This is a genomic window from Pseudodonghicola xiamenensis DSM 18339, assembly GCF_000429365.1.
Taxonomy (GTDB): Bacteria; Pseudomonadota; Alphaproteobacteria; order Rhodobacterales; family Rhodobacteraceae; genus Pseudodonghicola; species Pseudodonghicola xiamenensis.
On the sequence record NZ_AUBS01000010.1, the window covers coordinates 12,980 to 38,091 of the forward strand.

Genomic DNA, 25,112 nt, shown 5'->3' on the forward strand with positions numbered 1-25,112 from the left:
CAGAACGGGCACCGCGACTGCGGTGCCCGGAGTAGTTCACCATTTTTCTACGTGCGGAACATCGACACCAGTTGCTTCGATGGTGATTTTCCCATCTTTGACGGTGCCCACATTCACTTTGAGGCCTTCTAATGGGAAAGGCGCTTCGGGAGTAAACGTGAGGGAGGGAAGAAAGCCATGGGTTTCTTCGGTCGTGATCGTTCGAGCAAAAAGCGCCTCGCGCACTTTCTCTCCGGTCAGCCCCTCGGCGCCGTTCGCCTCGATCGCGTGATCGATCACGATCACGGTATAGAGACCCTGAGATACGCCCATTGCGGTCACGACGTTCCAAGGTGCTTCGAGTCCGTAATCGGCAACCAATGTCTCGTAGAATTGTCGCGCGGGAGTGTCCTCATCGGCCGCAATCGCCATGCCGTAGGCTTCAAAGTCCCCCTCCATTTGCTCAAGCCCGCCAAGCGCGCCACCCGAGGCCGGAAGCCCGTTATGCGAACTCATCATGATCGGGATGTTCGCCCCGTTGGCCTGCAGCCCACGTTTCGCGGCAACCACGATAGAGGTGTTCGTTTGGATTACCAGTGCCTCGGCCCCGGCTCGTACAACGCGGCGCATTTGCCCCGTCAGATCGGTGGGTTGAACTTCGGTATAGATGACCTCGACGAGGTCGATCTCCTCGGGGTGCTCTTCGGCATAGAGTTCAAGGCCCTTTGCCATGTCGACATAGGCAGGCGATGCTTCGGAGGCGAGGATCGCAACCTTGAGCGGTTCGTCTCCTCCGCGCTGTTCACGCATCCAGTTCAGAAAGCCGACACTTTCGTGCGAATAGGTCGGGCGTGGGTTGAAAATCCAGGCATCCGGTTGCCAGGCAAAACCGTAGGCCGCTGTGGCCATGAACATTGGGATTTTGTCTTCCGGCAGGCGTTCGGAAAGGGCCGCGACGTCAGGCCCGCCGAGGCCGACAACCGCAATCGGGTCCAGTTCCGATTTGATCCCGGGCCAGAGACTTGCCACCTGTGCCGCGTCATAGCGGGTTTCGTAGTTTTTGTAGTTCAGCGTGACGCCAAGTTCCTTGCCGCGGGTTTCATTCCACCAGGTGAACACAGCCTCACGTCCGCCGGCCAGGATGGGCATGATGTCAGCATAAGGGCCGGAAAAGTCCGACAGCAGGGCCAGATTATAGGTCTCTTCGGCCTGCGCCTTCAAAGGCATGGTAGCCGCGGCCGCCAAGGCAGCCGCTGCCAGTAAGCCGCGAAGACCTCGATTCGATTGGTAAGTCATATTTTTCCTCCCAGGTTTAGAGCCGCTCTATTTCTCAGTGAGGAAACGGCCAGATACGGTATGACGACTTCAGGATGTTCCAGCGGTGCATCAGCCCCTTGGGTTCGAGGATCATAAACAATGCGATCACGCCGCCAAGAACGACATTCATGCCAGCGAACACGATGTCACCGCCAAGGAATGACACCGAGTCGGCGATATTGGGTCCGACCGTCGCGATAATTTCCTGGATGATGCGGATAATGAAGACGCCGATCAGGGCCCCCACGATTGAACCCATCCCGCCGACGATGATCATCGCGACGAAGAAGATCGAGTGAAACAGGGTGAACTGGTCTACCCCCACGAAGCGGATCAGATAGGCCCAAAGCGCCCCGCCGACGCCCGCATAGAAAGCGCCGATCAGGAAGGCATTTGCCTTTGTGGCCGCGACATTGATCCCCATTATACCCGCAGCCACGTCATCATCCCTGACCGCCACGAAGGCACGGCCGAAGCGTGACCGAACGATCCCGAACGCGCCCGCCACCATGATCGTGGTGACCGCGAAATTCAGATAGAACTGCGAAGATTCGCTGACAAATCGCAGCCCGAAAAGCTCGGCCGGGGGCACGGTGATACCGTTCGATCCACCCAGCCAGGTTGACGGCAGGTTCAATACGGCAAAGTGGAACAGGAACTGAGCCGCAATCGTGGTCAGTGCCAGATAGAACCCCTTGATCCGCGCCGCGGTCAAGCCAAAAAGAAAGCCGAACAGCGCAGCCGAGAGCCCGGCCAGAGGAATGGTCAGCAGAAACGTAAGGCCGGTCTTCGAGGCCAGTATCGAGGCCGTATAGGCGCCGACCCCCATGAACGCCGCCTGACCCAGGTTGATCTGGCCCGCATAGCCGGTGCAGATCTGAAGCCCGACGGCGATGACGGCGCTGATCATCATCATGTTCAGAATGGCGATTATGCGCCCGCTCACCAGATAGGGTGCCGCCAGAAGCAAACCCATGAACAGGACGAGGGCAAGCGCTTGCCAGCGTGTGCGGACAATACGTCTGTCACTGCGATAGCTTGTCGGGAATACGCCGGAAGGGTCCATGGATTACACCCGTTCGATTGTGCGCCAGCCGAACAGGCCGGTCGGTCGGATCAGCAGAATGGCAAGCATGATGATATAGGGAACAACGCTGCCCAGTGACCCTCCGATCAGCGGGTCAAGATAGTTGGTTGTCAGGCTCTGGACGATACCGATAATCACGCCCGCAAGGATCAGCCCACCGATGGATTCCAGCCCGGCAAACAGCGCCACCGGCAGGGCCGCGAACCCGATATCCGAGGCCAGGAAGGTCAGCGATTTGCCGCTGAGAAAGATCATCGCACCAATTGTGGACAGGATTGCCCCGAGAACCCAGGCAACGGCAATCGAGCCTTTCACCGAAATGCCCATCGAGGAAGCTACGACGTGGTCCTCCGCCACAGCGGTCATACGGAGGCCGGACCGGGTCCGGTTGAAGAACCACGACAGGCCGACGGCCGCGACAATGGTGATGATCCCACCTATCAGGAGGTTCATCGGGATCAACATATCGCCGAGGAACAAGGGTTTCAGCGGAAAAATGATCGGGAAGGGTCTTACCGCGGGACCGAACACAAGCAGCACCAAACCGCGCAGCAGGATCAAAAGGCCGACGGTGACCATGACCATCGAGAAAACCGATTCACCGATCAGCTTTGTCAGGAAAATCCGTTCGATTGCGTACCCGACCAGCCCGGCCAGAACCAGCGAAAGGGGTATCGACAACCAAAGGCTAAGCCCCGCTTGCATCGTTGTGAACCAGACGATGAACCCGCCGATGATCACAAGCTCGCCCTGCGCGAAGTTGAACACCTTGCTGGCGCGGTAAATCACAACAAAGCCCATGGCCACCAGCGAATACAGAAGGCCGATCAAAGCCCCGGTAATGATGTCATTGATGAAATAGACCATTGTCGCCGACCTCCTTTAAGATTTGGACTGCCGCTTGGCAGCCTTCGATGCGTTTTCAACATCCGACACGCGAACCGTGGTCTTGAGAACGCCTTGACGGCCGTCCTGATAGGTCACAGCGATTTCGAGATCTGTCTCGTCATCGCCAGCATAGATCGCCTCGACGAGCTTGGCATACCGTTCCTCCAGAAAGGCCCGGCGAAGCTTTCGGCTGCGGGTCAACTCGCCTTCATCCGGGTCGAGTTCCTTGGGAAAATTCGCAAAACGTGCCACGCGCGAGCCTTCGGGCAGGAGCGCATTGATGCGCGCCACTTCGCCTTTGATAAGGTCCAGAACTTCGGGTTTCTGCGAGAGATCGGTGTAGGTCGAAAAGCTGATCTTGTTCTCTTCCGCCCAACGCCCGAGAACTTCCATATCGATATTGATAAGCGCGCTGACGAAGCTCCGGGTTTCGTCGCCCAAGGTCATGAGATCCTTGATGAAGGGGCTATATCGCAACCGCGTTTCGATGAATTGCGGCGGATAGGTGTGCCCATTTGCCAGGCGGCGCATATCCTTGACACGGTCAAAGAACAAAAGCTCGCCGTCGTCGGTCATCGACACCGCGTCACCGGTCTTGTACCAACCGTCTTCAGTCAATTCCTCTGCGGTCTTTTCGGGCTTGCCGTGATAGCCACCGAAGCCCGATCCGCCCCGCACCTGAAGCTCCCCTTCGTCCGAGACCCTGTATTCCAGCGGTTCGCCGTAGTTCGTGTTGCTTTGCATCCAGCTGCCGCTGGTTTCCAGCTGATAGCTTTCGCCGACATGCGCGGTCAGAAGGCCGATTTCGGTCGCGCCATACACGTTGCGCAGCTTAACCCCCATCGCGTGGAACATACGAAAGACGTCAGGTGCCATCAGGGCGCCGCCGCTCATTGCGTTTTTGGCCTTACCAAGGCCAAGATTGTCGCGCAGGTGATGCAGCACCAGAGCTTCGGCAAAGGGAAGCTGCAGGCGTGCGGCAAGGCTAGGGCTACGCCCCTCCAGCCGTTCCACATAAACGTCGTGGCCGACCTTCATGCCCCAGTTGTACATCGCATTGCGGATTTTGCCCGCCCCCAGCATCCGGGCCTGAACGATGGAGGCGAGATTTTCCCACTGGCGCGGGCTGAACACCAGTGCGTCGACCGCCAGTTCGCGAATGTTGGTCAGTACGTCTTCAGGGCCTTCGGGGAAATTGACGACCATGGGCGCGATCAAACCGATCGACAGGCCGAAAATCTGTTCCGTGACCCAGGCCGGCGAAATGTAGGTCAGGTATTCGGTGCCCGGCGCGATTTCGATTGCCCCCATCACCCGCGAGCAGTTGTCGAACAGGTAGCGATGGCTGATGACAACGCCCTTGGGTTTTCCCGTGGTCCCCGAGGTATAGGACAGCAAGGCGGTATCGTCCGCCCGTCCACGTTTTACGTGTTTTTCAAATCTGGCGGGTTCCTTGGCGTGGATCTGACGCCCTGCCGCGCTCACACTTTCAAACGAATGCAAAAGGGGATGATCATAGCCCCATAGACCGGAGTCATCCCAGTAAACGATCGCCAGGGCGCCCGAGTACTTGCCCGCGATCTCGATGCATTTATCGACCTGCTCCTGATCCTGCGCCAGAAAAATCCGCGTTTGCGAGTCTTCGGCCAGATACAGAATTTCTTCGGCGTTTTGATCCGGATAGGCAGACAGGACTTTGCCGCCTAACGACTGGACGGCGTATTCAGCCCAGAAATGCTCGGGTTCGTTTTCGCCGATCGTCATGACGGATTCGCCAGCCGACAAGCCCAGGTTCTCCAACCCGAGCGCCAGGGCACGAACCCTGTCAAGAACATCCGCCCAGGTGAATTCACGCCAGATGCCCAGGCGCTTGTGCCGTTCGGCGAGATTGGTCGGTGTGGATGTCGCTCGCGCGAGCAAAACCTGCGGCAAGGTTTCGCTATGTGTCACCGCCGGGTCCGAAAATGCCATTGCTGTCCGTTGCTTAGCCATTTCGCTACCCCAGATACGCCTTGATTACGGCCGGGTCGTTCTGGATTTCTTCCGGCGTGCCTTCGGCGATGACCCGCCCGAAATCAAGCACCACGATCCGGTCGGCAAGGTCCATCACGACGCCCATGTCGTGTTCGACCAGAACCACTGGAATCTTGCGTGCCTCGCGCACATCGAGAATGAAGCGCGCCAGGTCTTCTTTCTCTTCCGAGTTCATGCCGGCCATCGGTTCATCCATCAGGAGGATCGATGGTTCCTGCGCCAATGCACGGCCCAGATCGACACGCTTTCGCAACCCATATCCCAACGTCCCCACGGGCCGGTTGCGGATTGCCTCAATCTCTAGAAAGTCAATAATTTCTTCCGCCGCTTCGCGATGTTCCGTTTCTTCGCGCATCACGGGACCGAACTGGAAAAAGGCCTGGATCACATTCGATTTCATCAGCATGTGACGACCGATCATGATGTTTTCTACCACGGTCTGCCCGGCAAAAAGATGGGTGCCCTGAAACGTCCGCGCCAGACCGCGTCGCGCGATCTGGTCAACACGCAGGCCGGTCACGTCCTGCCCGGACAATTCGACACGGCCCTTCTGCGGACGGTAGAAGCCCGCAGTCACGTTCAGAAGTGATGTTTTTCCGGCACCATTCGGACCGATAATTGCAAGCAATTCATCGTCGGCCACGGAGATGCTCACATCGTCGAGCGCGGTCACACCGCCAAATTTCAAAGTTGCACCACGCACCGCAAGCGGTGACGATACGTGCCCGTTATTCGTGGTCATGTTACAATCCGTGCTTTTCCCCAACACCTCATGGAGGCACGCATAGCCTGACCGCACGGTTTTCCGTTGGTTACGGGTTTTCCTCGCATTGTTCCTCCTCCCACCTCTTAATTCAGAGGTTTGCCTGGTCTATTTACCAAGTCTCTCCGCACAGCCTAACAGTTGTTAGAAAAATTGGTCAACAACTGAATCCGCTACCAAAGGAAACCGATCAGACAGCCGCGTACTCTGCGGAAAAGCTTCGAAGACCGTTTTGATCCTGACACCAGACTGTCCCGGAGGTGCCGGTCTCTTCATTGTGCAGTTGCAATTCGCAGGGCAGGGTGAGTGGCGCGAGGCCGCGGAACGAAAACCGGTGGGGCGATGTTTTCAACGCATCCGCCGCCAGATTCAGAAGCAGCGTGGCCTGCAATGGACCATGCACAACAAGTCCGGAATAGGCTTCGGTTTCGGTGGCGTAGACGTAATCATAGTGAATGCGATGGGCATTGAACGTCAGCGCCGAATAGCGAAACAGAAGAACAGGATCCGGTGTCAGCGTCGATCTAAGCGTGGTGGGGTCACCCGCGTCAGCTGCGCTCTCGCCCGTGCGGGGGGTGGAAATCTCACGATAAACGATCGATTGCTGCTCCCGGATACAAAGCCGTTCGCCACTCAGATACTCGTGCTCGACGGTCACAAAAACCAATGGGCCACTGCGGCCCTGCTTGGCCGTTATGTCCCCGATCACCGAGCGGCGGGTGATGGTTTCGCCGGTCTTCAGCGGCGCGATATGCGTAACATCGCCGCCCGCCCACATGCGGGCGGGCAGCGGAACTGGGGGCAGGAATCCACCCCTCGCGGCATGGCCGTCTGCTGAAAGGGCGGCAGCTGGCACGGTATCAAGGGCAATGCACCAATGAATTCCCAGCGGGACATCGCCTGATCCGTCCCAAAGATGCGGACCGAGCGTGGCGCGGAATTTGTCGATCAACCCCTGCGTCAGAACATCTTCCTTGGTCTCGGTGCGTCCCAGCCAGGGCGCCAGCGCGTCAAGGTCGATCTCACCCATAACCCTGGCCTTCAGAACGATCTTGGCATGCCGAGGATATGTTCTCCGACATATGACAGGATCAGGTTGGTCGAGATCGGGGCGACCTGATAGAGGCGCGCCTCGCGGAACTTGCGCTCGACATCGTATTCCCGTGCGAAACCGAAGCCGCCATGGGTCTGGATGCAGGCATTGGCCGCTTCCCAGCTGGCCTCCGAAGCCAGCAGCTTTGCCATATTCGCCTGTGCTCCGCAATCCAGCCCAGCATCGAACCGCCTGCAGGCTTCAAAGCGCATCAGATTGGCGGCCTCGATGTTCACATAGGACCTGGCGATAGGGAATTGCACGCCCTGGTTCTGGCCGATGGGACGGTCAAAGACCATGCGGTCGCCGGCATAGATGCGGGCCTTGTCAACGAACCAGTATCCATCACCGATACATTCCGCCGCAATCAGGGTCCGTTCGGCATTCAGCCCGTCAAGAATATGGTAAAATCCGCGCCCCTCGGTCCCAATCAGGTTCTCGGCGGGGATTTCCAGATTGTCGAAAAACACTTCATTGGTTTCGTGGCCGGGCATATTGGCGATGGGGCGGACTTCCATACCGTTGCCGATTGCCTCTTTCAGATCGACCATAAAGATCGACAGGCCCTGCGACTTTTTCCTGACATCGCTCAACGGCGTGGTGCGTGCCAGCAGGATCATAAGGTCAGAATGCTGGATACGGCTGATCCAGACCTTCTGGCCATTGATCTCATACCGGTCACCCTTCTTGACCGCGGTGGTCTTCAGTTTGGTGGTGTCGGTCCCGGTTGTCGGTTCGGTCACGGCCATGGATTGCAGGCGCAACGCGCCGCTGGCAATACCGGGCAGGTATTTCTGCTTTTGCTCATCCGATCCATGTCGCAGAAGCGTGCCCATGTTATACATCTGCCCGTGGCAATGGCCCGCGTTTCCGCCGCAGCGGTTCACCTCCTCCATGATGATCGAGGCTTCCGTCAACCCCAGACCCGAGCCGCCGTATTCCTCGGGGATCATCGCGGCAAGCCAGCCCTCGCGGGTCAGCGCATCGACGAATTCCTCCGGGTAGGTTTCGTTTTCGCCGAACTTGCGATGATATTCTGGCGGAAACTGCGCGCATAGTGCGCGCAAGGCGTCGCGTAGATCGGTATGAGTGTCTGGGGCAGACGTCTGCATCTGTTACTGCGCTCCCGGACCCGACGTTTCAAGAATCTCCTGCTCGGCACGCTGCCAAAGCTCATAGGAAATCGGGTTTTCGCTCTCTTCGAGGATATGACCGACAAGACCGATGGCGCGTGCCATGACGCCAAAGCCCCGCACGATCTTCCAGGGGAAGCCAAATTCACAGCAGATTGCTCCGATCGCCCCGGTGGCGTTAATCGGCAGCATCTTACCCGATTTTTCTTCGGCAACGGTCTGAATTTTCTGGATCAACTCGATGTATTCACCGGACTTGCCGTTCTCGGCAGCGATCTGGAACAGGCGAGGTGTGCGCGGATCGACCGGCTTGTGCACCGGATGTCCGAGCCCCGGCACGATCATCTTGCGGGCGCGGAATTTTTCCACCGTCTCGACGGCCAGCGCATCCAGATCGACACCGGTGCCCAACTTGTCCTGCGGCAGCGCCTCGTAAAGCATTTTCGAGGCACCTTCCATCGAACCGACAAAGACGGTGCCAAGCCCGCACAAGCCAGCCGCCACAGCCGCCTGAAGCGATTCTGGCGCCCCCATGTAAGTCATCCGCGCCGCCAGGGCCGAAGGCGTGATGCCATGTTCGACCAGGGTAATGACGATGGCGTTGAACACCCGGCTTTCCTCGGGCGTGGCCTTGCGACCCGTCAACTGCAGGAACGCCAGATCGCCAAGGTTCATGTGCCCCAGGATCTCGTTGGGCAGATCGAGCCCACGCACACTGATTTTGTCAGAGGTGCTCCAGGCAATGTCGGAGCTGATTTTTTCTTTGCGTTTTCCCATTATACCGGATCCCACGAAAAGACATCCGCCGAAACCTCGAGCGGTGAGAATTGCGATTTGAGCGCGGGAATGGCACGCTCGGCGATTTCATCGGCGGTCCAGCCATCACCGGAATGAACCGACCGCACCGGGCGGGGCTGGTTGAACAGGAAGATTTCGTTCTTGCGAACCGCAAAGATTTGTCCTGACACGTCAGCCGCGCGGTCGCTCATCAGGAAGCAGGCCATCGGTGCAACCTTGGCCGGTGTCATCTCCTTGATCTTTTCGACCCGTGCCACCTGTTCCGGGGTGTCGGTCTTGATCGACGAGATCATCCGGCTCCAGGCGAAGGGCGCGATGCAGTTCGAACGCACGTTCCACCGCTTGAGGTCAAGCGCCACCGATTTCGAGAAGGCCGCGATGCCCAGCTTTGCCGCCGCGTAATTCGCCTGCGCCAGATTGCCGATCAGCCCCGAGGTCGAGGTCATGTGCACCAGAGCACCGCCCTCTTGTTCGCGGAAATAATCAGCCGCCGCGCGGCTGGTGTTGAACGCACCGTAGAGATGGACCTTCACAACCGCGTCGAAATCCTCGTAGGTCATCTTGTGGAAGAACCCGTCGCGCAGAATGCCGGCGTTGTTCACCACCGCGTCGATGCGACCGAATTCCTTGACCCCGGCTTCGATCATCGCGCGCGCGGCAACGGGATCGGTGACAGAGCCGCCATCGGCAATGGCATCGCCCCCAGCGGCCCTGATCTCTTCGACGACTTTCTGCGCCGCAGTTTCTGTCTGACCGGTGCCTTTCAGGGACGCGCCCAGATCGTTGACCACAACGGCAGCGCCTTCTGCGGCTGCCATCAAGGCGATGTCGCGCCCGATCCCACCGCCGGCCCCGGTGACCAGAACGACCTTTCCGTCAAGTGCTTTTGCCATCTTCTTCCCTCCTCAGCCCGCCTTGCGGTATTTGTCCAACCCGCCGGTATGCATGACCCGGCCCATCAGCGGCACGCCGATGATCTCTTCTGCCTTGACCGCCGCTGCGATCAGCTTGTCCAGATCAATGCCGGTTTCGATGCCGAGCTCGTGACACAGGAACACTGCATCCTCGGTGCAGACATTTCCTGCGGCGCGCGCGTGGCCGTGGCCCGCGAAAGGACAGCCGCCAAGACCGGCGACGGAGCTTTCGAACATGTCCACGCCCATCGACAGGGCCGCATAAACGTTGGCGATCCCCAACCCACGCGTATCATGGATGTGCATACCGATGCGCGCCTCGGGCGCCATTTCCCGCAGCGCGCCGATCATCCGTTTGACCGCCTCGGGGTTTCCCCAACCCATGGTGTCGGCGATCACAAGGATCGGCACGGGGATGTCCTCTTCCTCGCACAGTTGGAGGATAAAGCGGAAATCGTCCAGAATGCGTTCTTGGGGGATAGGGCCTTCGAGGTTGCAGCCGAAGGCGGTCATCACATAGGCTGCGTCGACCGTATATCCCTCTTCCTTGTAAAGACGGACCCAGTCCCGTTGTCTCTCCCGCATTTCCGCCGAGGAACAATTGTTGTTTGACTGGGCAAATGCCTCGGAGGGATAGAACAGCAGACGCGGGTCGATATCGACCTCATGCGCGGTCAGGGCCTTGCGAAACCCTTTGTCGTTCAGCCACAGCGACGTGTAATTCACGCCCGGCTTGCGCTTGATACGCTGGAACAACTCGCCGGTGTCGGCCATTTGCGGTACGTATTTCGGGCTGACGAAACTTCCGACCTGAATGCGCTTCAGACCGGTTTCGCTGAGCATGTCGATCAGTTCGATCCGCTCTTCGATTGGATAAATCTTTTTTTCGATCTGAAAACCCTCGCGCGGGCCTTCTTCACGAAATTCTACGAATTTGGGAAAGTCGGTCATTTCATCACTCCTCGGATGGCAGAATCTCGGCGATGACCTGGCCGCGATCGACCATGTCTCCATTCGAGACGGATATGTGGCTGGCGATCCCGGCCGCGGCTGCCCGGATCGAGATTTCGAGTTTCATGGATTCCATGACCGCAACCACGTCGCCTTCGGCCACGCTCTGACCATCGGAGACCTTGATTTCGACAATCATGCCGGTCAGCGGAGAGGTCACGGCGCGATCCGCCGCAGCATCGCCGCCGGCAAAGGCAAGGGGCGCGGCGGGGCGGAAGACCAGGCGGCCTTCGGGCGTGTCCAGTTCGATCACGCCCGCGTGCAGACGTGCCTCGATCAGATGGACGGTGTCGCCTTCGCCGACACGCCAACAGCCCGGGGTCAGTTCACGTGCCGACAGTGTCAGCGCCTCGCCGTTTTCCGAATAGACGGTGTATCTGGCACCCGGTTTGACAGGACTGACGCGCAGTTCCTCGGATACCTCGTCAGAATCGGTAAGCGTCACGCGCTGCCCCGCTTCAATCGCATCGCCGCCCAGACCAAGCCGCCAGCCGGTAAAGGCATCACGGTTGGTCCAGGGATTGGCGTTTGTGTCGCTGCGCGACTTGGTCACGAAGAGAATGGCAGCGGTCGCTTTCCACAGATCGGGGCGGGTCAGGCCGGGTGCCTGTGTCAGCTCATCCAGCCTGCCGTCGATCCAGCGGGTATGCACCTGCATCCGTTCGAATTCATGGTTTCGCGCCAGCGCCGTTAGAAAGGCGCGATTGGTCTCGACACCTTCGACCGCGACATGATCAAGCGCCGTGGCCAGACGTGCCAATGCGGTTTCCCGGTCGGGCGCGTGCACGATCAGCTTGGCGATCATCGGGTCGTAGTAGGGCGTGACGTCATCGCCTTCTTCGACGCCGCTGTCGATGCGCAGGCCCGATGGCAGGCTGAGCGTGGAGAGCGTGCCCGTCGACGGGGCGAATTGCATCGCCGGATCTTCGGCGTAAAGCCGCGCCTCGACCGCGTGGCCGTTGATCGTCAGATCGTCCTGCACCAGTCCAAGGCCCGCGCCTTCGGCAATCCGCAGGTGAAGCGCGACAAGGTCCAGCCCGGTGATCGCTTCGGTGACGGGATGTTCCACCTGAATGCGCGGGTTCACCTCAAGGAAGAAATACTCGTCACCCGCGACCAGAAACTCGACCGTGCCCAGCCCGCGATAGTCCAGCGTTTCACCAAGACGCACCGCGTCGCGCGCGATGTCGTCCATAAGCGTCCGGGGCAGACCCCAGGCCGGGGCTTCCTCGATGACCTTCTGGTGGCGGCGCTGAAGCGTGCAATCGCGTTCGAACAGATGCACCACATGGCCCTTGCCGTCACCTGCGATCTGCACTTCGACATGGCGCGCCTCGGGCAGGAAACGCTCCAACAGCAGCCCTTCGGAGCCGAAGGTGGATTTTGCTTCGCGCAGCGCGCCTTCGATGTCCTCGACCAGCGTGGTTTCGTCGGTGACGAGCCGTTGTCCGCGCCCACCACCGCCGCCGACAGCCTTGAGCAGGACCGGCAGGCCCATTTGGCGCACTTCGTCGGCGATTTCCCGGGGATCCGACCGCGCGCCTTCCGCGCCCGAAATCACCGGGACGCTGGCAGCCACGGCGGCTTCCTTGGCGCTGGCCTTGTCCCCGAAACGTTCAAGCGTCGCCGGCGTCGGCCCCATGAAGATCATGCCGGCGGCTTCGACCGCACGGGCAAAATCGGGGTTTTCGGCCAGAAAGCCGTAACCGGGATGGATCGCATCCGCGCCCACCGATTGCGCGGCGGCAATCACTGCGTCGATTTTCAAATAGCTCTCAGATGCAGGTCCGGCGCCGATACAGACCGACTTGCCGATCTCGCGGACATGCAGGGCATTGGCATCGGCCTGCGAATGCACGCCGACAGGGGTGATACCGCTGGCCCGCGCGGTGCGCGCGATCCGGCAGGCAATTTCGCCGCGGTTGGCGATTAGAAGCGTTTTGATTTTCACGGTTCGCTCATCACATCCTGAACACGCCGAAGTTGGTATCGACCTTGGGTCTGCGCGATGTCACATCCAGCATCAGCGCCATGACGTCACGGGTCTCACAGGGCTCGATCACGCTGTCGATCCAAAGGTTGGAAGCAAAATTATAGGCTCCCTGAAAATCTTCGTATTCCTTGCGGATCGGTGCCTTGAAGGCTTCCTCCTCCTCGGGGGTCCAGCTTTTGCCTTCGCGTTCGTTGATCTGCGCGCGGACCTGAGCCAGCACGCTGGCGGCCTGTTCCGGCCCCATGATTGCCGACCGTCCCGTCGGCCAGGCGAACATTGCGTCCGGCTGGAACGGGCGGCCCAGCATCGCCAGGTATCCGGCCCCGTAAGAGCCACCGGTGATGATTGTGAATTTCGGCACCCGGGCCGAAGACATGGCCGTGATCATCTTGGCGCCAGCCTTGGCAATGCCCATCTGCTCGACCTCGCGGCCCACCATGAAGCCGTTCACATCGGCCAGGAACAGCAGCGGAATATCACGCTGGACGCAGAGATTGATGAAATGCGTCGCCTTCAGCGCGGCTTCGACGAAAAGCACGCCTGTATTGGCGATGATCCCGACCTCGTGGCCGTGGATGCGCCCCCAGCCGGTCATGATCGTGTCGCCATAAAGCGGCTTGAATTCGTGAAAATCGCTCTCATCGACCAACCGAGCCACGATTTCGCGGTTGTCGGTCGGCACCTTGGGGTCGCGGCTGATGAGCCCATAAATCTCTTCGACCGGGTAGGCGGGCGCACGGGGCGTTTCGGGCGTCTTGCGGGGTTGGGGTTTTTCGCCAAGATGGCTGACAATTTCGCGCGTGATGGCCAGAGCGTGGGCGTCATCTTCGGCCAAATGGTCGGTCACACCGGAAACGGACGAATGCATCTTGCCGCCACCCAGTTCTTCGGCTTCGACCTTTTCGCCGGTTGCGGCAAAGGTCAATTCCGGTCCGCCCAGATACATAAAGCCCTGACCGCGCACGATCACCACTTCGTCACAGAGCGCGGGGATATAGGCACCACCCGCGGTGCAGGGCCCCATGACCACGGCGATTTGCGGCACACCATCGCCAGACATGCCGATCTGTTGGTGAAAGATGGAGCCGAACTGGCCTTCGTCGGGGAAAAGGTTGGCCTGGTCGGGCAGGAAGGCACCGCCGGAGTCCACGAGGGTGATGACGGGCAGGCGGTTTTTCCAGGCAATTTTCTGTGCCCGGACGTGTTTGCGGCAGGTGATCCCGAAATAGGTGCCGCCCTTTACGGTGGCATCATTGGCGATGATCATGCACTGACGGCCTTCGATCACGCCAATACCGGTAATGATGCCGGCGCCGGGTGGAACTCCCTTGTGCATATTCAATCCGGCCAACTCGCCGAGTTCCAGAAATGGTGTGCCCGGGTCGATCAGCCGTTCGATCCTTTCTCGCGGCAGGATCTTGCCTTTCTTCACATGCCGTTCGCGTGCCTTTTCGGGGCCGCCGACGCGTTGGGTCAGGCGAAGGGCGTGCAGTTCGGCAATCTTTGCGCGATACTGCGCGTCGTTTTCCCGGAAGTCATTAGATCCGGTGTCGAGAAGGGATTTCATTCGTGTCATGGCAGGTCGGGATATTCTCTCAGAACGAAGGCAACTTTAGCTGCGCCGGGTTTTTCGAAAGTGTCGGGCGCGACCAGATGGACGTCGGCCTTGAAGACGAGCGCGTCGCGAAGTCGCTGTTCGATCTTCTTTTTCAGGGCGCCGTCATCGGCCGGATCGCGACCGGGGCCACGTTCGACGATCACCGTCAGCGCGCCTTGCGTAGTATGGCCCTCGAAATCTGCGACAATCCGCATGACGCCGTTGGTCTCGGGCACCATTTCGATGATTAGGCTGTTGATTGCGGACGGAAAGACATTGGCCCCGCGAACGATCAGCATGTCATCTGTGCGCCCGGTGCAGCGGATCTTGGGGCCGGTGCGGCCGCAGGAGCATTCGGTGTCGATGACCTCGATGTAGTCGCCTGACCGGAACCGCACGAGCGGGCTGGCCTGGCGGCCGAGCGCGGTATAGACCATCTCGCCTTCTGCGCCTTTTTTCCAGGGAATGATCCTGCCGCTCTCCGGGTCGAGCAGCTCGGTCAGGACATAATCCATGTTGACCATGTGCATACCCGACTGGGCGTCGCACTCGGCCCAGTAGGTCACGCCCAGATCGGTGCCGCCCAGCATCTCGGTGCATTTCGCGCCCCAGGCCTTTTCGATTTTGGCGCGGATAGAGGGGATGCCGCCACCCGGTTCACCACCCACGATCACCCGTTCGACGCCCAGTTCGTCGGCCTTGCAGCCCAGCACTTCGGGCGCTTTTTCGGCCAGGTGCAGCACGAAATTCGGGGCACCGACGATGCAGCGCGGACGGGTATCGGCACAGGCACGCAGCAGCCGTTCCGCGCCGCCATCGGCGCCCACCGGCACATCGATCGTGCCCATGTACTGCAACCCCTGCATCACGGGGATGCCGCCGACAAAGCCCTTGGCGAGCGAAAACGCGTGCAGCACCATGTCGCCCGGCCGCACGCCATTGGCAAAGAAACAGCGTGCCGTCATCTCGTGCCACATTTCGGCGTCGGATTCGGTCAGGGCCACATATGAGGGGCTGCCGGTCGTGCCCGACGATGCCTGCATTTGGATGATCTCGTACATGGGCGCGGCGCGGTGTTTGCCGAACGGCGGATCGGCGGCCAGGCTTTCGCGGATCTCGGTCTTGTAGGTATAGGGCAGTTTCTGCAGGTCTTCGATGGTGCGGATATCGTCGAATTCCACACCGGCTTTCGCGAACTTCTCCTGATAGAAAGTCGAGTTTGCCTTGAGATAGGTCATCTGATCGCGCAGTCGCTCTTCCTGAATACGGCGCACCTCGTCGAGCGGCGTGCCCTCGATCGCGTGCCAGAAGCGATCATTTACCTTGTCGGCGGCATCTTCCCGCCGGAAGCGCATTCCAAATTGCATGTCGTTCTCCGTTCCAAGCGGTGGCGATCAATAGGATCGTGGCAGGCCCATGACCTTTTCGCCGATAAAGCTCAGGCACAGTTCGCGGTTCACCGGCGCTGTGCGCAGCAGGCGGACCAGCGGGTACATTTCGTAAAGTCCCGTATCTTCGGTAAAGCCCGATCCACCATGCGCCTGAAGCGCCGCGTCGACCGCTTCGATCCCGGCTTCGGCGGCGGCATATTTCGCCATGTTCGACGACGCACCGGCAGGCAGCTTGTTGTCGAACTCCCATGCCGCGCGCCGGGTCATCAGACTGGCCATTTCGACTGCCGTATGCGCCTTGGCCATCGGATGCTGTACGCCCTGGTGCGCACCGATGGGTTGGCCGAACACATTGCGCTCGGAGGCATAGGCCACGCCCTTGTTCAGGGCGAACCGGCCGATGCCGCAGCACAAGGCGGCCAGGATGATACGCTCGGGGTTGAGGCTGTCGAACAGGATCGAGAACCCTTCGTCCACCTCGCCGACCACATCCTCGGGGCCGAGATCCACATCGTCGAAGAACAGTGTCCACTGCTCCTCGGGCAGGGGGATCGAGATCTTCACCCGCTGCTTGTCGACGCCTTTTTTCTTCAGATCCACGGCGAACAGGGTAAAGCCGTCGGTCTTGCGGCTGACCTCGGTATGCGGTTTGGTCCGCGCCACCACAAGGCAGTAGTCGGCCACTTCGGCCCCGGTGATGAAGGTCTTTTCGCCCGACAGGCTGAACCGGTTGCCTCGACGCTTGGCCAGCGTAGTGGCCTTCATCGTGTTCGACCCGGCCCCCGGTTCGGTGATCGCGAAACAGAACTGGATATCACCGCGGCAGGCAGCCGGCAGCAGTTCTTTCTTGTGGAACTCGCTCCCGTGGCTGGCGATATGGGCCAGCGACATGGTCGGCCCGACCACCATCATCAAAAGCGGAATGCCGTGATTGGCGGTGCCCTCCATGAACAGGGCCATTTCGGTCATACCAAGGCCCGCGCCGCCGAATTCCTCGGGCACCATGATGCCCAGGAAACCGTCATCGGCAATCTGCCTGAACATCTCGTGCGGGAACTCATGCCTGCGCGCGTGGTCCAGCCAATACGCATTGTCGTATTTCTGCGCCAGCTGGCCGCCATACTCGTAAATCTGGCGTTGTTCGTCGTTCAAAATGAAATCCATGTTTCGTCCTCAGGCCTTGAATTCGGGGGCGCGCCGGTTCTCGAATGCGTCGAGGCCCTCGGCCACGTCATCGCTGGGCAGTGCGCGCACCGCGGCATCGCGCTCAAGCCGCATCTGCTGGTCGATACCAAGGTCCGCGCCTTCGCGCGCCAACCGCTTCATCTCCGCGATGCCGGGACGCGAGCGGGTGGCGATCTTCTGGCAGTATTCCAGCGAGATCTTGTACAGATCCGCATCCGGCACGATGTAGTTGACCAGGCCGGCCTCTTTGGCCTCGTCCGACTTGAGCCAGCGGGCCGAGAACATCAGGTCGAGCGCCCGGCGCTGCCCCATCAACCGCGTCAGCCGCTGCGAGCCACCCCAACCGGGAATCAGCCCGAATTGCGCATGCTGATCGCCAAACTGGGCGCTTTCGGCCGCAAAGCACACGTCGCAGGCCAGCATCAGTTCGATCCCGCCGGCCAGACACAACCCCTGCACTGCGACTACGACAGGGAGGGAGGAGGTTTCGAGCGCACGCAGGTTTTTCATGCCAAAGGCGATGAAATGGTCCAGCGCGGCGGGATCGTTCAATTTACCTTTCACTTCCACCAGATCGGCGCCGGTGCAAAAGTTCTTGCCTTGCGCCCGGATCAGGATCGCCCGAATATCCGGGTTCGCCTCGAATTCCGACCGCGCAGCAGAAATGCGCTCATGCACGTCAAGTGACAGGCAATTGAATTTCTCGGGGCGGGCAAGTTCGATGATGCCGGTGTTGCCCTCGGAAGTGACGAGGATGGGGCCGCTCATTTGGCCGCTCCCTTCGCCTTCTTGTCATACTGCAGCGCCATGCGACCGACCTTCTCGCGGGCGATCACCAGCTTCTGGATCTGCGCGGTGCCGTCACCGATCTGCAAGCCGAGCACATCGTTGTAGCGCTGGTGGTGGGGCAGGTCGGTGGTGTAGCCGTAATGTCCGTGCAGGATCAGGCACTGGTGCAGGATCTCGCAGGCGGTTTTGGGCAGGTACCATTTGCACATGGCGGCCTGAGAGGTGTGGGGCAGGCCACGGTCGCGCAGGTCCAGCGTGTAATAACAAAGCTGGCGCATCATGGTCAGTTGGGTCTCGGCCTCGGCCAGGGGAAAGCTGACACCCTGATACTGAACGATCGGGGCTCCGAATGCCTCGCGCTCCTGAACGTAGGCCCAGGTTTCATCCACCGACGCTTGCGCGGCCCCCAGGCACTCCAGCCCGATCAGTGCGCGGGAATAGTCGAAGCCCGCCATGATCGTGCCAAAGGCACGGTCCTGTTCCGCCATCATGTTTTCAGCCGGCACGAAAACATCGTCAAAGAAAACCGAGCCGCGCCCGACAGGCTTGGTGCCGATGTCGTCAAAATGGGTGCGCTTGATGCCTTCCTGGTTCAGATCGACGAAAAAGGCGCTGACCCCGCGTGAGCCGCCGTCAGGATCGCCGGTACGGGCAAAGACGACCGCCGCATCCGCCTGACTGGCAAAACTCATGGATGTCTTTTCACCGTTCAGCCGCCAGCCGTTGCCGGATTTCTCGGCCCTCAGAATCAGGTTCGCCGCATCCGAACCGCCGCGCGGCTCTGTCAGGCCCAGGCCAATGACAGCATCACCCGAAACAACCTTGGGCACCCATTCCGACGCGATGTCCTTGGAGGCATGTTTGGCAACCATTCCGCCCATGAGAGAGCCCAGAAGCTGCACGTAACTTGCGTTGAAATCAGCATAGGCGATCTCTTCGACGATCAGCCCTGACGTGACAGAGCTTTCGCCGAGTCCCCCGAATTCCTCGGGCAGATCGGCCCCGATCAGCCCCAGTGCGCCCATCTCCTTGATCAGCGCACGGTCGAATGTATGGCCGCTGGCGCGTTCTTGATATGTGGGCGCAAGTCTTTCAGTTGCGAAGCGCTTTGCGGTCTCGCGAAACGCCTTCTGATCGTCTGTAGGCTGGAATTGCATCGGTGCTCCTCCCCATGAGCGAAAATCTTCTTTCCAGAAAAATCTAACAAATGTTAGATTGTAGATCAAGTGCAGTTTTGAGGAGGAGAACCGAAGTGAAAAATAGACCAGATGGAAGCTTTGAAACCATGCTCTCGCCCATCCGCGCAGGCCAACATACATTGCGAAATCGTGTCATCATGGGGTCGATGCACACGCGGTTGGAAACCGAGCCTGACGGCATAGCCAAACAGATCGCGTTTTACGCCGAGCGTGCGCGGGGGGAGGCGGCGATTCTGGTCACCGGCGGGTTTTCGCCCAATGCCGAAGGCATATTTGATCCAGAAGGTCCGCGAATCGATGCCCGGCAAGAAGCGCTTGACCTGCGCCCGATCTGCGAGGCGGTGCAGGCCGAAGGCAGCCTGATCTGCGCGCAACTTCTTCACGCCGGGCGCTATGCCAAGATCGAAGGCTGTGTCGCCCCGTCGCCGATCCGCGCTCCGATCAACCGTTTCATCCCGCGTGAAATGACCGAAGCCGACATTCTCCGTACCATCGAGGATTTTGCCGTGGCGGCCGCCAATGCGCAGGCCGCAGGCTTTGATGGCGTCGAGATCATGGGGTCCGAGGGATACCTGATCAACGAATTCACCGTCACCCATACCAACAAGCGCCAAGACGACTGGGGCGGCAGCGCCGCGAACCGCCACCGATTCCCGGTCGAGATCGTGCGCGCGGTGCGCGAACGTTGCGGCCCCGACTTTCTGGTCATCTACCGGATTTCGGCGGCCGATCTGATCGAGGGCGGCGCGCCCGCCGATGAAATTGCCGCACTGGCCCGCAAGATCGAGGCCGCAGGTGCGGATATTCTGAACACCGGCATCGGCTGGCACGAGGCCCGCGTGCCGACGATCGCCTATCCGGTGCCGCGCGGTGCCTGGCGCAAGGCGGCAGCCAACGTGAAAGCGGCCGTGTCGATCCCGGTGGTCGCCTCGAACCGGATCAACACACCCCAGCTTGCCGAAGACATACTTGCCTCTGGCGATGCGGACATGATCTCGATGGCGCGCCCGTTTCTGGCCGATCCGCATTTCGTGAAAAAGGCGCGAGAGGGCCGCGCGGACGAGATCAACACCTGCATCGCCTGCAACCAGGCCTGCCTGGATTTCATCTTTTCTGACCGTCCGGTCGGATGTCTGGTCAATCCAAAGGCCGGGCGTGAAACGGAATTCCGGGATACGCCAGCCGACACGCCAAAGAAAGTGGCCGTCGTTGGCGGTGGTGCCGCGGGCATGGCCACAGCCGCCGAGGCGGCGCGGCTGGGCCACGATGTCACCCTGTTCGAAGCGCAGGACAAATTGGGCGGTCAGCTGAATCTGGCCCGCGCCGCACCGGGCAAGGACGAATTCGACGAAACCCTTCGGTATTATGCCGGTCAGATGCAAAAACACGGGGTCACGCAACGTCTGGGACAGCGGGCAGAGGCGAGCGATCTTGACGGATTTGACCATGTGGTGATCGCCACCGGGGTCACGCCGCGCATTCCCGACCTGCCGGGTATCGACCATCCCAGCGTCGCGACCTACGCCGAAATTCTGTCCGGTGACCGCGTGGCGGGCGACCGTGTCGTCGTGATGGGGGCAGGGGGCATCGGTCATGATGTGGCCGAGTTCCTGGTGACCGAATCCGCCGAGACCGCCAACGCCGAAGTCTTTTGCGAAACCTGGGGTGTGGACCCCGAATTTGTGTCGTCGGGTGCCCTGGCGGGCGACCCTCTGGCACCGAAACCGTCGCGCCGCAAGGTCGTTATGCTGCAACGCAAGACGGCCAAACCGGGCGCGGGGCTTGGTGTTTCGACAGGGTGGATCCTGCGCAACGCGCTGCGCAAACATGGGGTCGAGGCAATGGGCGGCGTGACCTATGAACGTATCGACGATGCGGGACTGCATATCGTCGCGGACGGAATGCCAAAGGTCATTGCGGCCGATACAATTGTGCTATGCACCGGTCAGGAACCGGAACGGACCCTGGCCCAAGAGCTTGCCGCGCGCGGCGTCCCGGTTACGATGATCGGCGGGGCAAAAGAGGCCGCTGAACTGGATGCGCTGCGCGCCATTGATGAGGGCGTGCGCCTGGCGCAGGATCTCTGAACCGAAGGCCGGGCAAGGGGTAAACCATGCTGACCGACGTCATCCGCGCGGGGCGCGCTGATCTGTATTCGATCTTTCGAACCCGCGCACATGACTGCGCCCGCGCCCTGGCCATCGAGGACGGCAGCAGGAAACTGACCTATGCAGAACTGCTGGAGCGGGTCGATCGTCTGGCTGCCGTGTTTCTGGCCAGGGGCGTTGCGCCGGGCGACAGGATTGCGATCCTGGCGCACAACCGCTCTGAATACCTGGAGGTCGAACTCGCCGCAGCGGGAATCGGCGCGATCGTCGCCTGTCTGAACTGGCGGCTTGCTTCCGATGAACTGCGGCACTGCATAGATCTGGTCGCGCCGGTTCTCGCGGTCGTCGAACCGGACCTTTCAGAAGCTTACCGGGCCGTCGCGGCAACGCCCTGTCTGATTATCGGGCCGGATCTGGACACGGCCATTGCCGCGGCCGGACCGGACCCGCGCATCGGAACCATGGTCGACGATCCAGAGGCTGGTCTGACGATCCTTTATACCTCGGGGACCACGGGCCTGCCCAAGGGGGCGCTTATCAGCCACCGCGCGCATATTGCCCGATCCATGGTTTTTGCGGCCCAGCTGGCGCTGGATACCGGCGACGGGTTCATCGCCTGGGCGCCGATGTTCCACATGGCCTCCACCGATCATGCGCTGGCGACGATCCTGCGGGGCGGGACCGTGGTGATGGTGGACGGGTTGAGGCCTGCCGTCATCAACGAGGCGCTGTCACGCCACAGGATCGGCTGGTTCGTGATGATGCCCGGGGCGCTGGAAGCTTTTATTGCCGAACGACGCGCCAACCCTTTGCCGGTAAAAGGCATCAAGGTTTGTGGGGCTATGGCCGATCTGGTGCCGCCGCATCAGATCGCGGAACTGACCGGCCTTCTGGACACGCCTTACCTGAATTCCTTCGGTGCAACCGAAACCGGCCTGCCGCCAGGAACCGCCGATCTGATCGCGCCGGGTGTGACCCCGGACCGGCTTTCCAAACGCATCAGCGCCTTTTGCGAGGTACGGCTGGTCGATCCCGACGACCGCGAAGTCCCGGATGGAACGCCTGGCGAAATGGCGCTTCGGGGTCAGACGCTGTTTTCCGGGTACTGGAACGCCGACGACACCAACGCCCGTGACTTTCGCAACGGCTTTTTCCACATGGGCGACTTGTTCCGGCGCAATGCGGACGGAACCATCGACTTTGTGGACCGGGCCAAATACCTGATCAAGACCGGCGGCGAGAACGTCTATCCTGCGGAGATCGAGCGTGTTCTTCTATCTCATCCCGGGGTGGTCGATGCCGCCGTGGTCAGGGCATTTGACGTGAAATGGGGGGAAAGTCCGGTGGCCTTTGTCGCCCGCGGCAAGGACGGGCCGGATGCCGAAGCGCTGATGAATTTGTGCCGCGACAACCTCGCAGGCTACAAACGACCGCGCGAAATTCGCTTCATCGCGTTCGAGGACTTTCCCAGATCGACCAGCGGAAAGGTCCAGCGGCATATCCTCGAAGCCCGGCTCGCAGATTAATTTTCGCTCTGACCCGATCGTCACCCCGCCACGCCCGTTCGCCCCACTAGCGATAAAAGCGTTCCTTTCATCGTTGCGATGAGCTCATCCCCCCCCTTTGGAGTAGCCCCCTGAAAGAGGTCCACCAACTGGGATAGATTGACCCGCGATTGATGTGCTGCCCTCTGTCGGACCACACGGCTGCGGGTATTCCGGGGGATTGAGCTCAGGAGGATTCTTCGATCCCTAAGCCATTAATCAGCGCGATCGGTGGTTTGTTCCAGGTTGCGCTGTGGGAGCAGCAGGTAACCCGGCGCTTCGCACGGACGGGCATGGAATGCCGGCAAGTGCCGGTTGACGCTGCTGCGGGCCTTCAAGGGAAAGTCGGCGACTATCCGATGTGCGGAACAGTGCGCGCATTCGCCAAGCGAACTCAAACGTCCGGTTCTGTACTGCGACCCGACAAAACGATATCAAGTGATCAGCGGTCAGCCGATTACACCTGTGTAACTGTCTTCTTCGGCCCTCCTGTCTGCATGATCTGGGACAGGTAAGAATTGCGCCGTCTGATGAAGTCACGCAGAAGAGTCGGGTAGTCTTCACTGACGGCACTCTTCACAGAAACCCGATGCTCCAGTTCATGTCGCCAGGCCCTTACCCGGGCAAGCCCTATGAAGACGCCAAACTCTCCGATGGCGTCAAAAACGTCGAAATAACGGAAGACCGGGCCGAATACGACATCGACGAGGCTGAACCGGTGGCCATCGAACCATAGTCCCTCCCCAAGCTCCGCGTCCAGCCGAAGGAACTTTGCGCGGAGCGCCGCGACTTTTGCTGGTGACGTCCCGGGGCGTGGTGTAGCTGTCGGTGGCCATCGGGTTTCTCGGTAGGGTCGGGTTGCTGACACCAACCTGAACCGAGGGATAGACCCGATGACCAAACCGATGATGGACCTTCGCGCGCTCGTCGAGAAGAGCGGCGATGCGGACTTGCTGCGCGATATGATCGGCTTTGCCGCCGAGCGGCTGATGGAGCTGGAGGTCGGCGCCAAGACCGGCGCCGACTACGGCGAAAAGAGCACCGAGCGGCTGGCGCAACGCAATGGCTACCGCGACAGGGATTGGCAGACCCGTGCGGGCAGTGTCGAGTTACGCATCCCGCGCCTGCGGACCGGCTCTTACTTTCCCTCGTTCCTCGAGCCCCGGCGCTCGGTGGAAAAGGCGCTGACGGCCGTCATCCAAGAGGCTTATGTCCATGGCGTCTCGACACGGTCCATGGACGATCTGGTGCAGGCCATGGGGGGCACCGGGATCTCGAAGAGCCAGGTCAGTCGGCTCTGCGAAGAAATCGACGAGCGGGTCGATGCCTTCCTCACCCGACCGATAGAAGGAGAATGGCCCTACCTGTGGATCGACGCGACCTATCTCAAGGTCCGCCAGGGTGGTCGGATCGTATCCGTCGCCGTGACGATCGCGGTGGGCGTGACCACCGACGGCCGACGCGAAGTGCTGGGCATGGCGATCGGTGCTTCCGAAGCCGAGCCCTTCTGGACAGAGTTTCTGCGCGACCTCGTGCGCCGCGGCCTTTCCGGCGTGAAGCTGGTGATCAGCGATGCGCATGAGGGCATCAAGGCGGCCACGGCGCGGGTGCTGACGACCTCCTGGCAGCGTTGCCGGGTTCATTTCCAACGCAATGCGCTCGCCCATGCCGGCAAGAGCAGCCGTAGGGTCGTCTCGGCCTTTATCGCCACCGCTTTTGCGCAGCCTGACCATGCCGCGGCCAAGACCCAGTGGCGGCTGGTAGCGGACCAGATGCGGCTCAAGCTGCCGAAACTGGCCACGCTCATGGATACGGCGGAGGAGGACGTGCTGGCCTACATGACCTTCCCGGCCCAGCACCGCGCGAAGTTGCATTCCACGAATCCGATTGAGCGCCTCAACGGTGAGATCAAGCGACGCACGGACGTCGTCGGCATCTTCCCCAACGAAGCCTCGATCCGGAGATTGGTAGGGGCAATCCTGATGGAGCAGACCGAGGAATGGACCGTCCAGCGCGGCCGTTACATGACACTTCCGTCTTGGGGCCCCTGCCGTCAATCCGGAATTTGCACGGCAAGGCACCCGCAATTGCCGGGCTGGCTGCGGAACGCGAGGCGCGGGCGGCGCGGAGACATCAGATATCGGAGCGCCGCCCGCGCCGACAGCCGCGTTGGTCCTGGGCAAAACCATGTGCTCCTTCTGCAGCGCCATCGCCTCCACTCCCAGTCCCATACCGGTGTCATGCTTCCGTCCGTGGTCGGCGCGCTGGCCGCCTACATGATGTCGGTGA

19 protein-coding genes and 1 pseudogene are annotated in these 25,112 nt (G+C 60.5%); 3 read left to right on the forward strand and 17 right to left on the reverse strand.

The window, feature by feature from the left end; translation table 11 throughout:
• Positions 1-36: 36 nt before the first annotated feature.
• From G455_RS0111755 to G455_RS0111830, 16 genes are all read right to left on the reverse strand, one after another.
• Positions 37-1,275, reverse strand: coding sequence for an ABC transporter substrate-binding protein (locus G455_RS0111755; protein WP_051312416.1), 1,239 nt, complete (start codon positions 1,273-1,275; stop codon positions 37-39).
• A gap of 34 nt (positions 1,276-1,309) precedes the next feature.
• The gene (locus G455_RS0111760; RefSeq protein ID WP_028093892.1) at positions 1,310-2,362 is read right to left on the reverse strand and encodes a branched-chain amino acid ABC transporter permease; all 1,053 of its coding nucleotides are present in this window, start codon (positions 2,360-2,362) and stop codon (positions 1,310-1,312) included.
• Positions 2,363-2,365: 3 nt separating this feature from the next.
• A complete protein-coding gene (locus G455_RS0111765; RefSeq protein ID WP_028093893.1) occupies positions 2,366-3,250 on the reverse strand; it encodes a branched-chain amino acid ABC transporter permease in 885 nt (294 codons plus the stop codon).
• A gap of 15 nt (positions 3,251-3,265) precedes the next feature.
• Positions 3,266-5,242, reverse strand: a complete 1,977-nt coding sequence (locus G455_RS0111770; RefSeq protein ID WP_028093894.1) for an AMP-binding protein — start codon at positions 5,240-5,242, stop codon at positions 3,266-3,268.
• Between the two features lie 25 nt (positions 5,243-5,267).
• Positions 5,268-6,047, reverse strand: a complete 780-nt coding sequence (locus G455_RS0111775; RefSeq protein WP_035366640.1) for an ABC transporter ATP-binding protein — start codon at positions 6,045-6,047, stop codon at positions 5,268-5,270.
• 211 nt (positions 6,048-6,258) lie between these two features.
• Entirely contained in the window at positions 6,259-7,098 is an 840-nt protein-coding gene (locus G455_RS0111780) for an FAS1-like dehydratase domain-containing protein (protein WP_028093896.1), read from the reverse strand.
• 11 nt (positions 7,099-7,109) lie between these two features.
• Positions 7,110-8,273 (reverse strand): acyl-CoA dehydrogenase family protein, encoded by a 1,164-nt coding sequence (locus G455_RS0111785; RefSeq protein WP_028093897.1) that lies wholly within the window; start codon positions 8,271-8,273, stop codon positions 7,110-7,112.
• Positions 8,274-8,276: 3 nt separating this feature from the next.
• Positions 8,277-9,071, reverse strand: a complete 795-nt coding sequence (locus tag G455_RS0111790) for a citryl-CoA lyase (protein WP_028093898.1) — start codon at positions 9,069-9,071, stop codon at positions 8,277-8,279.
• Positions 9,071-9,985 carry an SDR family NAD(P)-dependent oxidoreductase gene (locus G455_RS0111795; RefSeq protein WP_028093899.1) on the reverse strand — a complete coding sequence of 305 codons (915 nt, stop codon included), beginning with the start codon at positions 9,983-9,985 and terminating at the stop codon, positions 9,071-9,073. The genes G455_RS0111790 and G455_RS0111795 overlap by 1 nt, the downstream gene beginning before the upstream one ends.
• 12 nt (positions 9,986-9,997) lie before the next feature.
• Entirely contained in the window at positions 9,998-10,957 is a 960-nt protein-coding gene (locus tag G455_RS0111800) for a hydroxymethylglutaryl-CoA lyase (protein ID WP_028093900.1), read from the reverse strand.
• Positions 10,958-10,961: 4 nt separating this feature from the next.
• Positions 10,962-12,968 (reverse strand): acetyl/propionyl/methylcrotonyl-CoA carboxylase subunit alpha, encoded by a 2,007-nt coding sequence (locus G455_RS0111805; RefSeq protein ID WP_028093901.1) that lies wholly within the window; start codon positions 12,966-12,968, stop codon positions 10,962-10,964.
• Between the two features lie 10 nt (positions 12,969-12,978).
• Entirely contained in the window at positions 12,979-14,586 is a 1,608-nt protein-coding gene (locus G455_RS0111810; protein ID WP_028093902.1) for an acyl-CoA carboxylase subunit beta, read from the reverse strand.
• Positions 14,583-15,974, reverse strand: coding sequence for a phenylacetate--CoA ligase family protein (locus G455_RS0111815; RefSeq protein WP_028093903.1), 1,392 nt, complete (start codon positions 15,972-15,974; stop codon positions 14,583-14,585). Before G455_RS0111815 ends, G455_RS0111810 begins: the two co-directional genes overlap by 4 nt.
• 27 nt (positions 15,975-16,001) lie before the next feature.
• Positions 16,002-17,162 (reverse strand): acyl-CoA dehydrogenase family protein, encoded by a 1,161-nt coding sequence (locus tag G455_RS0111820; RefSeq protein ID WP_028093904.1) that lies wholly within the window; start codon positions 17,160-17,162, stop codon positions 16,002-16,004.
• A 9-nt stretch (positions 17,163-17,171) separates the two neighbouring features.
• On the reverse strand, positions 17,172-17,951 hold the full coding sequence (locus G455_RS0111825) for an enoyl-CoA hydratase/isomerase family protein (protein ID WP_028093905.1): 780 nt from the start codon (positions 17,949-17,951) through the stop codon (positions 17,172-17,174).
• On the reverse strand, positions 17,948-19,291 hold the full coding sequence (locus tag G455_RS0111830) for an acyl-CoA dehydrogenase family protein (protein WP_308434071.1): 1,344 nt from the start codon (positions 19,289-19,291) through the stop codon (positions 17,948-17,950). Before G455_RS0111830 ends, G455_RS0111825 begins: the two co-directional genes overlap by 4 nt.
• Here G455_RS0111830 and G455_RS0111835 point away from each other — a divergent pair.
• Positions 19,258-21,258 (forward strand): NADPH-dependent 2,4-dienoyl-CoA reductase, encoded by a 2,001-nt coding sequence (locus G455_RS0111835; RefSeq protein ID WP_035366641.1) that lies wholly within the window; start codon positions 19,258-19,260, stop codon positions 21,256-21,258. The two genes, G455_RS0111830 and G455_RS0111835, sit on opposite strands and share 34 nt — an antisense overlap.
• A gap of 26 nt (positions 21,259-21,284) precedes the next feature.
• The gene (locus tag G455_RS0111840; RefSeq protein WP_028093908.1) at positions 21,285-22,805 is read left to right on the forward strand and encodes a class I adenylate-forming enzyme family protein; all 1,521 of its coding nucleotides are present in this window, start codon (positions 21,285-21,287) and stop codon (positions 22,803-22,805) included.
• Between the two features lie 475 nt (positions 22,806-23,280).
• On the opposite strand, the gene G455_RS26020 is transcribed toward G455_RS0111840, so the two are convergent.
• Complete coding sequence (locus tag G455_RS26020; RefSeq protein WP_229861753.1) at positions 23,281-23,691, reverse strand: glutathione S-transferase family protein; 411 nt, start codon at positions 23,689-23,691, stop codon at positions 23,281-23,283.
• 25 nt (positions 23,692-23,716) lie between these two features.
• On the opposite strand from G455_RS26020, the pseudogene G455_RS23920 reads away from it, so the two are divergent.
• Positions 23,717-24,871: pseudogene (locus tag G455_RS23920) on the forward strand (IS256 family transposase); the annotation flags it as partial.
• Positions 24,872-25,112 lie beyond the last annotated feature (241 nt).